This window comes from Arthrobacter sp. UYEF20, assembly GCF_040546335.1.
In the GTDB taxonomy this organism is placed as follows: Bacteria; Actinomycetota; Actinomycetes; order Actinomycetales; family Micrococcaceae; genus Arthrobacter.
In genome coordinates, this window is sequence record NZ_JBEPNP010000044.1 from 1 (window position 1) to 12,641 (window position 12,641).

The 12,641-nt window shown below is 63.8% G+C and carries 12 protein-coding genes and 1 pseudogene; 3 read left to right on the top strand and 10 right to left on the bottom strand.

Annotation, left to right across the window (positions count from 1 at the left end):
- The first annotated feature begins 232 nt into the window (after window positions 1-232).
- Window positions 233-1,753 (top strand): AfsR/SARP family transcriptional regulator, encoded by a 1,521-nt coding sequence (locus ABIB26_RS22965; RefSeq protein ID WP_354248444.1) that lies wholly within the window; start codon window positions 233-235, stop codon window positions 1,751-1,753.
- Here ABIB26_RS22965 and tatC read toward each other — a convergent pair.
- The 5 genes from tatC to ABIB26_RS22990 form a co-directional block, all read right to left on the bottom strand.
- Window positions 1,653-2,489: a twin-arginine translocase subunit TatC gene (gene tatC / locus ABIB26_RS22970; protein WP_354248446.1), complete on the bottom strand. Its 837-nt coding sequence runs from the start codon at window positions 2,487-2,489 to the stop codon at window positions 1,653-1,655. The two genes, ABIB26_RS22965 and tatC, sit on opposite strands and share 101 nt — an antisense overlap.
- Before the next feature lie 6 nt (window positions 2,490-2,495).
- Window positions 2,496-2,768 carry a Sec-independent protein translocase subunit TatA gene (gene tatA, locus ABIB26_RS22975; protein ID WP_354248448.1) on the bottom strand — a complete coding sequence of 91 codons (273 nt, stop codon included), beginning with the start codon at window positions 2,766-2,768 and terminating at the stop codon, window positions 2,496-2,498.
- 530 nt (window positions 2,769-3,298) lie between these two features.
- The gene (locus tag ABIB26_RS22980; protein WP_354248449.1) at window positions 3,299-3,439 is read right to left on the bottom strand and encodes a hypothetical protein; all 141 of its coding nucleotides are present in this window, start codon (window positions 3,437-3,439) and stop codon (window positions 3,299-3,301) included.
- A 172-nt stretch (window positions 3,440-3,611) separates the two neighbouring features.
- Entirely contained in the window at window positions 3,612-4,316 is a 705-nt protein-coding gene (locus ABIB26_RS22985) for a response regulator (RefSeq protein WP_354248450.1), read from the bottom strand.
- 189 nt (window positions 4,317-4,505) lie between these two features.
- On the bottom strand, window positions 4,506-6,659 hold the full coding sequence (locus ABIB26_RS22990) for a transglycosylase domain-containing protein (RefSeq protein WP_354248452.1): 2,154 nt from the start codon (window positions 6,657-6,659) through the stop codon (window positions 4,506-4,508).
- A 456-nt stretch (window positions 6,660-7,115) separates the two neighbouring features.
- On the opposite strand from ABIB26_RS22990, the gene ABIB26_RS22995 reads away from it, so the two are divergent.
- Window positions 7,116-7,661 (top strand): hypothetical protein, encoded by a 546-nt coding sequence (locus ABIB26_RS22995; protein ID WP_354248454.1) that lies wholly within the window; start codon window positions 7,116-7,118, stop codon window positions 7,659-7,661.
- Window positions 7,662-7,757: 96 nt separating this feature from the next.
- Here ABIB26_RS22995 and ABIB26_RS23000 read toward each other — a convergent pair whose 3' ends face one another.
- The 5 genes and pseudogenes from ABIB26_RS23000 to ABIB26_RS23015 all read right to left on the bottom strand — a co-directional run bounded on the left by ABIB26_RS23000 (window position 7,758) and on the right by ABIB26_RS23015 (window position 11,926).
- Window positions 7,758-9,029, bottom strand: coding sequence for a choice-of-anchor P family protein (locus ABIB26_RS23000; protein WP_354248455.1), 1,272 nt, complete (start codon window positions 9,027-9,029; stop codon window positions 7,758-7,760).
- A gap of 67 nt (window positions 9,030-9,096) precedes the next feature.
- Window positions 9,097-9,226: pseudogene (locus ABIB26_RS23825) on the bottom strand (IS4 family transposase); the annotation flags it as partial.
- Between the two features lie 349 nt (window positions 9,227-9,575).
- Window positions 9,576-9,944 carry a ParB family protein gene (locus ABIB26_RS23005; protein WP_354248456.1) on the bottom strand — a complete coding sequence of 123 codons (369 nt, stop codon included), beginning with the start codon at window positions 9,942-9,944 and terminating at the stop codon, window positions 9,576-9,578.
- On the bottom strand, window positions 9,941-10,870 hold the full coding sequence (locus tag ABIB26_RS23010) for a ParA family protein (RefSeq protein WP_354248460.1): 930 nt from the start codon (window positions 10,868-10,870) through the stop codon (window positions 9,941-9,943). Before ABIB26_RS23010 ends, ABIB26_RS23005 begins: the two co-directional genes overlap by 4 nt.
- A 192-nt stretch (window positions 10,871-11,062) precedes the next feature.
- Window positions 11,063-11,926, bottom strand: coding sequence for an FAD-binding oxidoreductase (locus ABIB26_RS23015; protein ID WP_354248458.1), 864 nt, complete (start codon window positions 11,924-11,926; stop codon window positions 11,063-11,065).
- A gap of 266 nt (window positions 11,927-12,192) precedes the next feature.
- Here ABIB26_RS23015 and ABIB26_RS23020 point away from each other — a divergent pair.
- The coding region (locus tag ABIB26_RS23020) for a transposase (protein ID WP_354248462.1) at window positions 12,193-12,641 on the top strand (449 nt) is incomplete at its 3' end.

Genomic DNA, 12,641 nt, shown 5'->3' on the forward strand with positions numbered 1-12,641 from the left:
GGCGTCGTCCTTGTACTTCTGGCTATACCTCTTACGGTCGGTCATTGTGAAGAAGGGCTCCTAACAAGCTGTCTCACAAAACCATACGGCCGCATCCCCCAGAAGGAGGACGAGTTCATCTAGATGCGATGGCGCTCCGTTCGGTGGGTTGTTTGCTGGAGTTTCGTCTCTGTCCGGTGGACAATGCGGATACGCATCGGACTTCAATGTCATTGCCGAAGGGGTGGTTCCGTTGTTTGTTCGACTTCTGGGGGAAGTTGTGGTGGGGGAGGACCACGCGTCCCTTGCCGCTCCTCCGGGCCGGGTTGCAGCCGCTGTTCTGGCCCATCTCGCTCTGGCCCGCGGCCGGATCGTTACCCCTGAATCGCTAATCGAGGCCGTGTGGGATATCGGTCCCGAAACAGCCAGGAACGCTATTCAGGTCGGCGTTTCGAAACTTCGAAGGCAGTTGGGGGTCGGGATTCTCGAAGGAACCCGTGCCGGATATCGCCTACGTACCGACATGATCCGAGTGGATTGGTTCGACGCTGAGCAACTCATAGCGCGGGCCCGCCACGATCTGGACGCTGGACGATACGGTTCCGCATTGGATACGACAGCGGCCGCCGAAGCTTTGTTCAAAGGTGAACCGCTAATGGGACTTGCATCTAATGCCTCCGAAACCTGCAGACACGCGGCCCGGGAACTGTGGACATCTGTGGTCATGAGCCGTGCGCGGGCACTCCTGGGCCTGGGCCAGTCGGAAGAATCCATTGCATCTCTGAAAGTGGAATCGACCCGGGATCCGTTGAACGAACCCGTCCATGTCATACTCATGAGGGCCCTTGCCATGAGCGGGCGACACGCAGAAGCACTGGCAGTTTACGAGGGTCTGAGGACCCGCCTACGCGACGAACTCGGCATCACGCCCTCTGGATCGACCCAGGAATTATTCACTCAAGTACTCAACGGCTACCCGGAGCCGGAGCAGCCACGGCCGGCCCCGACGCTGTCTTTGCCGGTGCCGGGCACACCGCTGATAGGGCGGGACCACGAAGTTGATGCCGTGGTCGAACTCTTCACGGGCGGAAACCGCATGGTGAGCTTGCTCGGCCCCGGCGGAATCGGGAAAACCCGGCTTGCCATCGAAGCCGGCCGGCGGATCGCCACCGGTCACGGCCGCCCTGTCATCTTCGTTGACCTGACTGCTGCCGAATCGCCTGGAGACGTCATCCCGACCATCGCCCGCTGCCTCAATACTGACCTCGAATGTCTGGTCGAGGTCCTTGCCAACACGCGGACCCTTCTGGTGCTCGATAACGCCGAGCATGTCGTGGCAGGCGTGGCGGCCGCCTCCTCGTTACTGCTCACCGTTGAGGGCATCACCCTCCTCGTCACTTCCCGGAGACCCATTCGCCTCCAAGAAGAGCGCACCCTCGACGTCGACGGGCTGATCGTCGACGGACCTCTGAATCCTGCAATACAGCTGCTGGCCGAGCGCGCCGGCTACGGCGCGGCAGAGGCAAATGATCTGCACCAGGACGCCCGCCGAAGCCGGCCGCGTCAAACTGTTCCCGAAGCCGGTGGCCCCGTCACGGACAGTCGAAGTACCGGTCCGGGTTGCACCCTGTTGCCTGGCCGTCAGCACGTGCATCCGGGACGGGTACCGCGGGCTACAGGTTCTTCAATTCGGCGCCGGAAGTGCCCTGGTCCGCGGTGGCTTCGGTCTCGGCAACAACCTTGGCCGCACGCTTCTCCCGACGGCGGTCATTGAGCAGGCACATCCCAATGGCGGTGAAGAAGAGCACCAGCATGGGCACGGCGAGGTAAAACATGCTCATCGCGTCAGCGCCGGGCGCGGCCATGGCCGCGAAGAGGCAGACCAGGAACGCGGTGATCCGCCAACTCTTGAGCAGCTGCGCTCCCTTGACCAGCCCGGCCAGGTTCAGCCCGAACAACACCACCGGCAGCAGGAAAGCAAGGCCGAACGCCAGCAGCAGGCGCAACACAAAGGACAGGTACACCTGGGCGCTGATGAAGTTCGAGCCGCCCGAAGGCGTGAAGTCGGTCAGTACGCGCACCGCGTTCGGCAGCACCAGCCACGCAAGCAACACGCCCCCGACGAACAACGGGACGGCCGCCGCGACAAAGGACAGCGCCAGCCGCCGCTCCTTCTTATGCAGCCCGGGCACGATGAAAGCCCACAGCTGGTACAGCCAGACGGGGCTGGCGACGATAAGGCCCAGGAACACCGAAACCTGGATCAACAGGTCAAAGGAGCTCGCGACGCCGTCGAAGTTCAGTGACGCCTGCCGGCCCTCATGCCCGTTCAGGTCCCGGATCGGCTTGATCAGGGCCGCGAGCATCGGTTGATACACGAAGAAACCGGCCACAGTCCCGAGGACGACGGCGATCGCCGACTTAAAGAGCCGGTTCCGCAGCTCTCTAAGATGGTCAAGGAGCGCCATGCGACCCTCGGGGTTGGACGAGCGGCTCTTGCTGACTGCCACGGCGTCCTAGGCGCGGTTCGACGGCGGAACGTCGGTTCCGCTTCCGGTGCCGCTCGCGGCGCCCGTAGACTTCGGGTGGTTCACGACCTCGCCTTCGCCGGCATCGGAGCTAGCCGGGTCCGTCTCAGGAGGGCCGTCCTTTTTCATTTCGCTGACTTCGGACTTGAAGATCCGCATCGACTGGCCCAGGCTCCTGGCCATACCCGGCAGCCTTGGCGCAGCAAAAAGGACCAGAACAAGAACGATGATGATGATCAGATGCCAGCCCTCAAGCCTCATGACGGAGGTCCCTTCCCGTAAGCGAATCCTACGTCGAACCGAACCCGATGTCCCCACCCTGACGGTTTAACACGAACTGGCCGCGACAACTAGCCGTGCACCGTCCCGAAAGCCGTTCCATCTCCCCGCAGCAGCTCACTTGTGCTGAGTGTGGGGATGTAGGTTCGTTCCGGGAAGCGCTCCTTTACTCAGGGATGAGTATAGGAGCGCTGCGTTGGTTAGTCCCCTAACTCGTCCAACGGGGGTAGGGTTTACGGTCCTTCTCCGGTAGTTCGGCGGCCGCAGCGGGGAGCCCGTCCGGGCGGTGGTGACGACCAGGGCGAAAGTGGCGGAAGGCCGGGTGTTGCCCAGTTGCCCGCCGCCAGAGACATCCCATTCCTCGCTGAGCAAGTCCCACGTCGTTGCGCAAGGCGAGGAGGTCGCTGCACACTTCACCAAGGAAGGAGAGATCCACTTGGGCGCTGGCGCTGAAACCCCGACAGCCTTCACTCCGGCACCCCTCCGGCACCCCTCCGGCACCTTGGAGGCTCTCAGCCTCCCGAGGGGTTCTCCACCGGAGTGCCGTCGGGGTCCTCCGTGATGGGCGGTTCCTGCACCGGTTTCTTAGTCGGGTCGTCGGTTCGGGGATCTTCGGGTTCACCGAAGGGCTGTTCAGTTCCGGGATCGCTCATGAGGGTCCTTTTGTTGGTTTTCCTACGCTTGGTGATCCAGCTACCCTTCCGCTTCCCGCCGGCGGTGCCCGACGGTCCGGACCTGGTGCGGGGTCGGCAACGCTCCATGTGCCTGCTGGTGCAGGCCGTCGCGCGGGCTTCCTTCGTGTTTGTCGTTCATAACGGCATCGTCTCACCGGACGTCTTCTCCGGGAAGACAATGCGGGGAGACGGGATCATCGCGAACTGACGGGCCCCGGCCGGTGCTGCCATAAGTGAGGTCCAGGATGAGAAGGCCCTTGCGTTCGAGTGCGTTGAGGTAACGCTGGGCGGTCGGGCGGCTGATCCCGAGCCGGTCGGAGATCTCCGCGGCGCTGACGGGACCGTCGGCGGCACGGACGGCGTCGAGCGCTTTTTTGCATGGTGGGCTGCAGGCGCGGCGCGGGGGCGGCGAACCTGACCCCGGCGGAGCGCGCGTTGCAGAGGCAGTCGACGGTTGCCTGGTTAGCGGTTGATGCGGACGCCAACTCTTGCCGCCATCTCTGGTATGCCTCCAGTTGGTGCGGAGCCGGTCGGAGCTGAAGGGCTTGGCGAGGTAATAGACTGCGCCGCTGCTCATGGCTGACTTGACGGTGGCCAGGTCCTGGGCGGCAGTGATGATTATGCAGTCGACCTTGGTTCCAGCTGCCTGCAGGGACCGCAGCAGGGAGAGTCGGTCCTCGTCTGGAAGGTGCACGTCCAGCAGGAGCAGGTCCGGGTGTAGACGGGCGATTGCTTCGCGCGCTGCTGCGGCGCTGTAGACCTGGCCCACGCATTCGAAGCCCTCAACTTTGGCCACACGGGCCGCGTGGATTCCGGCGACCCTGAAGTCGTCGTCAACCACCAATGTTTTGATCAATGCCCGCCTCTCCTGCCCTTGTCCGGAGGTGGGGGTTCGCCGGCAGCCACACCTCAAAACTACCGCCGGGCCCCGGGAACACGTCCAAGGTTCCCGCTGCCCGGCGCACAATCCTCGCCACCAAGGGCCAGCCCGATTCCACGCCGGATGCCCAGCCGTGGACGTAGGTGACGGGTGCGTCATGGAGCGTCATTGCGGAGGTTTGGTCATGGACTCGGGCGGTGGCGGGAAGGCGGCGGCCGGGTAGAGCGCGGCGACCTGTGCCATGTAGTTGGCCCACTGCGGGCCGGCGAGCATGTAACCGTCGATGTTTTTGTAGAACGTGCCGTTGATGGTGACGTTCTGGCCGGGCCGTTTCTGACCTTCCAGGGTGTCGCCGAAGAAGGAGGCGGTGGCAAGGCCGGTGGTGTAGCCGGCCACCCAGGTTGCGCCGTTGTTGTTGGAGGTGCCGGTCTTTGCCGCCACCGGGAACTGACCCTGGACCTTGGGTTCGATGTAGACGCCGGACCCCCGTTTCAGCACGTCCTGGAGCACGGAGTTCACTCCGCGGGCAACCTCGGGCTTGACGGCGTTGTGGCAGTTGCTGGTCTCGGCCGGAAGCTTCCGTCCCGCCGCATCGGTCACGTCCACAATGGCGACCGGCGCGCAGTACGTGCCGTCATTGGCGAAGGTGGCAAACGCGTTAGCCAGGTGGAGCGGCGCGACGCCGATGGCACCCAGCAGGTTGCCCAGCTGGAGCATGTTCACCGGGGCGTTATCCACGCCGCTGTGGAGCCCCACGGCGTCCACCATTTTCTGGATGCCGCAGAAGTCCAGCTGGGCGGCCTCAGCGAAGGTTGCCGTGTTGATGGAGTTGTAGAGCCCGTAGTTGACGGGCATGGGGCGGTAGTATCCCTCATCGTTGTTCTGGAGGTCGTCCGCGGCGCCGAGATTCTTTTGCGCCGTGTCGTAGGCACCGAGCACCTTGCCGCAGCTGGATTTCCACGGAAAATCAAGGGGATATGACCGCCGGGAGGCGTCCACTTCAGTGGTCATGGACTTGCCTTCATTGAGCCATTCCGCGAACGTGAACGGTTTCATGGTGGACCCGGGCTGGAACCCGCCGGCGCCGTTCAGGTCATTGCCGTTGGCGTCCTTGGAATCCGCGTTGAAGTTCAGCTGGGTATCGAATTTCCCGGGTGCGGGGAGAAACACGGTGTTTTGCGCCATCGCGAGGATCCTGCCCGTGCCCGGCCCGATAGACACCAGCGACGCACCCCATTTGTCCGGGTTGGCCCCGGCCGTGGCGTCGACCTGCGCCTGCGCGGCCACCTGCAGTCGACTGTCCAGCGTGGTGGTGATGGTCAGGCCGCCGCGGTACAGCAATTTCTCGCGGTCGGCCGGGTCGACGCCGTACGCCGGGTTGTTGAGGATGAGGTGCGAGACATAGTCGCAGAAATACGGTCCTATTTCCGCAGCGGCGCAACCCTGCTGCGCCTGGGTGATCTTGAGGTCCACTCCGGTGGCGACGGCGGCGTCATGTTCAGCTTGCGTAATCTTGCCCAGGCTGAGCATTTTGGCCAAGACCTGGTTGCGTCGCTGGATGGAGTTTTCCGGGTGGACGGCCGGATCGTAGAAGCTGGGGCTGTTCACCAAGCCGGCAAGAAGGGCGGCCTGCGGCAGGGTGAGATCCTTGGCGGTTGTGCTGAAGAAGTGGTGCGCCGCGGCCTCAATACCGTAGGCGTCCCGGTTGAAAAACACGATGTTGAGATAGCCCTCGAGGATCTGATCCTTGGTGTACTTCTTCTCCAGTTCGATGGCGAGCTTCATTTCGCGCACCTTGACGCCGATACTCTTCTGCCCGCTGAGGATGACCTGATCGCCCCGGTCCGCCGACAACAGCGATTCGTTGAGCACATTGGTGACGTATTGCTGGGTCAGCGTGGATGCGCCCTGCTGGCCGCCGCTGGTCAGGTTCGACGTCAGCGCCCGGAGAATCCCCTGCGGGTCCACCCCGCCGTGCTCGTAGAAGCGGCTGTCCTCAATGGCGACTATCGCGTCCTTGATGAACGGGGACATCTGGTCCAGCCCGACCTTCACGCGGTTCTCCGCGTAAAAGGTGGCGATCGTCTTCCCGTCCGCGCTCAGCACCTTGGTTGACTGCGACGGCGTGCCGACCGTCAGCTCAGAGGGGAGGCTGTTGAAGAATATGATCGAATTACGGACGGCGACGCCGGTGGCGGCCACACCGGGGACCACTAGGCTGGCGGCCAGAACGCCGCAGATCGCGCTCACCGTAAAGAATCCGATGACCCTCCAAAAGGCCGCGACCAGACGAGATCCTATTCGTTTCTTCGGCGCCATGTTTTCCAGCTATCACGCTCAAATGTGTGCTCACAATACGCCGGAAACCCCTCAGAAGCCAGATCGCGGAAGGGACTCGGGCAGGAGAATGTCGACGCGCCGCTTGAGGATCCGGTGCAGGAGCTGGAACCCTTCTCCGACGGAGAGGCCGGGCAGATAGGCCCCGGTGCGGGCGTTTCCGATGCCGGGCCTAGGGCCGCGGAGCCGGGGTACACCATAGATCCGGCACCGTCCAGCAGCCGGTCCAGGCCACCGGCCGGCACCAGGCCTGCCCGGGACCTGTCGGGCTACTCGCAGCCGGCGGTCACCGCCCCTACCGGACCAAATCGACCATTCGGGGGCGCACTGAATCTCTTCGACGAGTTGGCTGGTTTGAAGTAGATACGGTCCTTCGTGGCACGGACGTAAGCGCGCATATCCTCCCGTTCAGCTTCGGCCAGCTGCTCCTTCAGGTCCGTGATCCGCTGCCGGATCTTCACCAGCGCGGTTACGGAGCCGCGCAAGGGGACCACCGCGAACATCAACGGTGCCGGCGACTCACACTTCGAGGATCCCGCGTTCGTCCAAGCAGCCAAGGACATGCACGAGGCCAAACTCCTGGCAGAGGGCGGCTTCAAAGGCACGGAGCGGACGCCCGTGGAGCAGCGGTACCAACGAGCCGAAAAGGAACTCTTCGCCCGCGTGGAAAGCGTCGGCCGCGAAATCGAGAACCGCGTCACCGGCACCGACAGCAGCCGACTCAAAGACCAGGGCCTGAAATCAGAGAGCACGTCGGCCACCGCCTACGGCTCAGCGGAACGCCAGCAAGCTTCCGCCGCATCCCTGGCAACTACCGGAGCCAACGAAACCCAAGTCCGAGGGCGCGCCGCTGCGGAACGCAGCGAGGGCACACACCCCAGTGCAGCCGTCACGATGCGCAAGGGCGCAGCCAAAGCCAAAAAGACCCGCACGGGGGCAGCCTTGGGCGCGGAACGGGCCAAGAGCGGCCCGCGCGCTAGATAGGGGACTTTCTCATTAATGGTGCAAAAGGAGGGGCCACGGGCCCGGGAATCTCAACGATCCCCCGGGCCGTGGCCTTACGGAACTTCGGCCTAAGTGCTAGTCGCGCACTCCCGATCTGGAGTAACCGATCTGAATTTTCGAGCCCGTCGGCAGGGATCCCACAGCCTGGTTCAGGACGATCTCGATCATGGTGACAGTGATGCTCGAGGACGTCTTGACCACCTTGTGCAGCGTGACCTGGCCGAGTCCGGGCACTTGAACCACCGTGTTGGGGGCAACGGAGGCGTTGATCGCGGCAAATCCCTTGATCTTCAGGTTGGTGAAGGTCGACGTATCGGTCAGGGTCACTGTGCCGCCCGAGGGAGCCCGGCTGGCCGACGTTTCTGCCTTGATGGCGTCGACCGTGACCAGACCCCCGGTGACGTTCAATCCCGCGAGCGTGTTGGTCACGGAGGCTTTGAGCGTGGGCGTCAATGTTCCCGTGGTATTGGTCGTGGCCGCCCCCGCGGTCAGGACACCGGGGATGGTGGCCCCGGCGACGTTCGCCGTACTGGTTCCGCCTGCGCACTTTACGGGCGCATAGGCCGTTGCCCCGGATCCCACCAGGCCGTTCAGCAGCGATGCCTTGGTGCTGAAGCCACTACCCGTGAGGTAGCCGGCTTGAGGGGGTGTGAGCCGGGCAGTGCTGACGCCAAGTCGGATATCCGTGCCGATCTTGAGACCGGGCAGGCCGGACTTGAGGATCTGGACCCGCACAGCGGTGGTGGACACCTGATACGTGCCGTTGACCAGTCTTTTCTCCTGACCGTTGAGCGTGATTGTGCCGAGCGAGCCAAGCAGCGGGTCCTTGAGGTCGATGATGGTGTTAGGGGCCGGGCTGACGCCAATCGGCAGACCCAGCACCTTGAGGTTGGCAATCGTCGTCTGGTTGGCGCCCGAGAACCCGCCCGTGGTGCTCTTGTCGGCCGAGCTCGTGGACGTAATGGCGCCGGCAGTGATCCGTCCACCCAGGAGGTTGGCCCCTGCTACCGTTGAACTCGCTTCGGCCCGCTTGCCCGTGGTCGTCAGGAGCGTCTTGACGCTTGTCGCGGCGATACCGACCGTACCGACTGCCGGGACATTCACGGCCGCAACGTTGTTGGTGGACGTTTTGCCGGTGGCCGAGGTGCAGGAGATGACTGAGAGGGCCGTCGGACCCGAGACCAGGGATTTGTCGGCATTGACAATGTACGACCCATAGGCTGAGACCGAGAACCCGGTCTGAACCTGCGCGGGCGTGACGCTCGAATCGGTGGCTTGGGCGGAGGTGAGGGGCCCCGCAGCCACAAGCGTGAGCGCACCCATGAGCGCAACCAGTATTCGTTTCATGTTTCTCCCGGGGATTTTACAAGATCTATTATCTTGTGGTGCTCGCAAAGTACGCCCGGTAACTTTAGATTTCCTGCAGCACCCCGTCCGGGGTTGGAGCGCAGCACGATGCCCGGGCCGCGCTGGTGGGTCTTGAGTTCGTCGTAGCAGGACTCGATTTCCCAGCCCCTGGCGTATGCCTCGGCAAGATCGTCCGCCGGTGGCCGGGAATAGGTCGGTGAAAGTGGTGGCGAATGCGTTCAAAGCGGGCTTCCATCGCACGGCCCATCGGGTTTTGCCGGCACCGGTCGGATCGAGGGATCAGGTGACCAGGGAGGTGCTGGAGGCTCTGGGGCTTCCCGCAGGCAGGTGGAGATAACAGGCGCGATTAGGCCCCGGACAGCAGCTACGAACGCGTCAGCGCCCAGGGCAAGACCTACGAGGAAGCACGACAAAGATTCCGGAGGGCCACAAACTCCTGTCGATCCGCACGGACGCAAATTGGAGGTCAGGGAAATCCTGAACCCGCCCGCACCTGCCCGCCATGAAAGACTAGGCCGTGATGCGTCAGCTGTCCTTGAGCCGCCTACCGCCAGGAAGATTTTCACCCCAGGACGGATACATCTCGCCCTCGTTGTGCTCGCTTTCGCGGCGGGCCGTCTCTGCTTCGATCGCCTTCGCCACGAAGTGACTCCAGGTGTTATCCCCTTCGGCGTAGCTGGTCGCCCGGTACGCGGCCCGCGCCCGGTTCCGCAGCGCGGTGGGGATACTCACAGTCATATTCGCTGTTTCGGTGTCCTTGGGGTCTGCCTTCTTCGGCGTCTCCGGCCGGTGTCCGGGGAGCATCCGTGCCAGCGGCGCCTCAGTGGCCGGCGCTGCCGTGCGCCGCGGGGGCAATCCGAGTGCGGGTCGGCTGGGCGTCGGTTCGGCGCTCACGCGTTGACCTCCTGGGATTCTGCGACGGCGATGCGACGGGTCACTTCCATGGCGACTGCGTGGAGGTCTTCGGCCACGCTGGAAGCCGACTTTGGCCCGGCATTGCCGGCCTTCGCCTCACCGCGCAGGACCTCCCACCACTTCGGCCCCTTGCTGAGCTCCCGCTCGAGCTCATGGGCCAGCAAGCCACGCTCACGGCACGCCTGGGCGGTGGCCTCCGCGTGGCGGATGCTCATCGGGAACAACACTTCGTCGGTGCCAAAATCGGCGGTGAGATGGTCGCGGGTGACCTTGTGAACCTGCTTGGAATTCGTACCGGTACCGACGAGGACAACGCCCAGTAGGTCCAGAGAGGGATTGAGACCGACGACGCTGTCCATGCGTGCCGCGACGGCGGCAACACCCTTGCGGCTGGACATATCCGTCTTCAGCGGCACCAGCGCGTAGCGGGCGGCAGCGACCGCCGCTGCCTGCAGGGGCTCATTTCCGGGCGGGCAGTCAAGCAGGACCAGATCATACTCCCCCGCGACACCGGCAAGCAGTTTAGCCAGGGCCAGCTGCGCAGCGTCACGATCCTTCTGGGCTTTGGCTCCAAGGAAAGCCGCAGCATCATCGAGATGGGGCCCGCCGGCAATGACATCAAGGCTGGGTCGTACGCCGGTCAACAGATCGGGTTCTCCCCCGAAACATAGCGAAGCCGCCAGGCTTCTGCCGCCGTCACCTTGATCGGCGTAGCCGAGGTCTTCGGCGAGGTTTCCTTGAGGGTCGAGATCCACGAGGAGCACACGCGATCCGCCCTCGGCGAGGAGTCCACCTACGTTGGCCACGAGGCCGGTCTTGAAACCCCCCCCTTGCCGTTGATTACCGCGATAACGCGGCTTAGGGCACCGCGGTCCAGATCGTGTTTCATCTATTCCCCTTTCCAGGTGATTCCAGCCTAGCCAGCAACGCTGGGTTTGCTTGTGAAGCTGGTTTCCGTGTCTTCGCTTTTTTCACTTGTGAACCCGGTGAAGCAGGTAAAGGCGGGCCAACTTTGTTCACTGGGTTCACTTTTGAAGCAAGTAAACCCAACAACTCTTGGTTTACTTGGAAAACTGGTTTCCGTGTCTTCGCTTTTTTCACTTGTGAACCCGGTGAAGCAGGTAAAGGCGGACTGACTTGATTGGCTTGCCGTGCGCCGATTCCGGCAGGAACGGGACCGGCGGCGCCGTGGTCATGTTGACCAGCGTCGTCAGCTCATCGGGGGCCGCCGCGCAGGCTGCCCGGTAGCCGCGCAACACCTGCTCCGCCTCTTCTGCGGGGTAGAAAACCAAGCCGGAAAGGACGGTGGGCCCCACTTCGTGCAATTGATATTCGAAGGACGTCACCACACCGAAATTGCCGCCGCCGCCGCGCAGTCCCCAGAACAAATCGGGGTGCCTGTCGGCACTGGCCTGGACAAACTGCCCGTCAGCGGTGACGACGTCGGCGCCCACCATGTTGTCGCTGGCCAGCCCGTGCTTGCGCACGAGCCAGCCGATGCCGCCGCCGGTGGTGAAGCCGGCGATGCCGGTCGAGGACACCAGGCCACCGGTCACCGCAAGCCCGAACTGCTGGGTCTCTGCATCCACGTCCTTCCAGGTACAGCCGGCCTGCGCCGTCACGCGGCGGCGGGCGGGGTCCACCTGGACCCCCTTCATCAGCGACATGTCCAGCACGACGCCGTCGTCCACGGTGGAAAATCCGGGGATCGAATGGCCGCCGCCGCGAACCGCCAGCGGCAACCCTTCGCTGCGTGCGAGATCTACCGTGCGGATCACATCGGCCACACCCGCGCAGCGTGCAATCAGCGCCGGGCGGCGGTCGTGGGCCCCGTTCCAGATGCTGCGTTCGTGGTCGTAGTCCGCGTCCCCTGGCTTGACGACCGTGCCGCGCAGGCCGGCGGCGAACTCGGCGATAGTGGCCTCTCCGATGCGGGCCGGCCCAGTCTGCGTCGTAGTCATGATGGCTTCCTCCTGATTGCTGTTTGTGTTGTCAGATCCATTTGTCAGATCCAGAACAACGCTAGTGAAGCGACCTCAACGAGGACTCAACACGATCTCAACATCGCCACCCGGGTCCCGCCTGCGCAGTGCGGCCAGTCGCTGAGGTTACGTCCATTAGCGTGGTGTAACGGCCCACCTCGGGCGTGTTTGCCAGATGCGAAGGCGGTCACCGCGTGATCCTTGGAAATGACAGTCCAATGTCTTTCCTGAAGGAGAACTCCGCGATGACCGCACCTTATTCTATCGATCCGACCCGTTTTCTGTCGGAGCAGCTCGAGCAGGCGTCCCCGGACTTGCTGCGCCAGATGCTCCAGACCTTCATCACCGCTCTGATGGGTGCCGAGGCCGACGCCGTCTGCGGCGCCGAATACGGCCGGGCCTCGACGGAGCGGGTGAACTCCCGCAACGGCTACCGGCACCGGGACTTCGACACCCGCGCCGGGACGCTGGATGTCGCCATCCCGAAGCTGCGCCAGGGCACGTATTTCCCGGACTGGCTGCTGGAGCGCCGGCGCCGGGCCGAGGCCGCCCTGACATCGGCGGTGGCGACCTGCTACCTGCTCGGGGTCTCCACCCGGCGGATGGAGAAACTCGTCGAATCCCTGGGCATCACCCGGCTGTCCAAGTCCCAGGTCTCCAACATGGCCCGGGACCTGGACGAACAGGTCGAGGC

What these genes read in the sequence shown, in the direction of transcription:
- ABIB26_RS22990 (WP_354248452.1), bottom strand. Translation starts at nt 6,659, where the DNA reads ATGGCGCCGAAGAAACGAATAGGATCTCGTCTGGTCGCGGCCTTTTGG.
- ABIB26_RS22980 (WP_354248449.1), bottom strand. Translation starts at nt 3,439, where the DNA reads ATGAGCGATCCCGGAACTGAACAGCCCTTCGGTGAACCCGAAGATCCC.
- ABIB26_RS23000 (WP_354248455.1), bottom strand. Translation starts at nt 9,029, where the DNA reads ATGAAACGAATACTGGTTGCGCTCATGGGTGCGCTCACGCTTGTGGCT.
- ABIB26_RS23015 (WP_354248458.1), bottom strand. Translation starts at nt 11,926, where the DNA reads ATGACTACGACGCAGACTGGGCCGGCCCGCATCGGAGAGGCCACTATC.
- tatA (WP_354248448.1), bottom strand. Translation starts at nt 2,768, where the DNA reads ATGAGGCTTGAGGGCTGGCATCTGATCATCATCATCGTTCTTGTTCTG.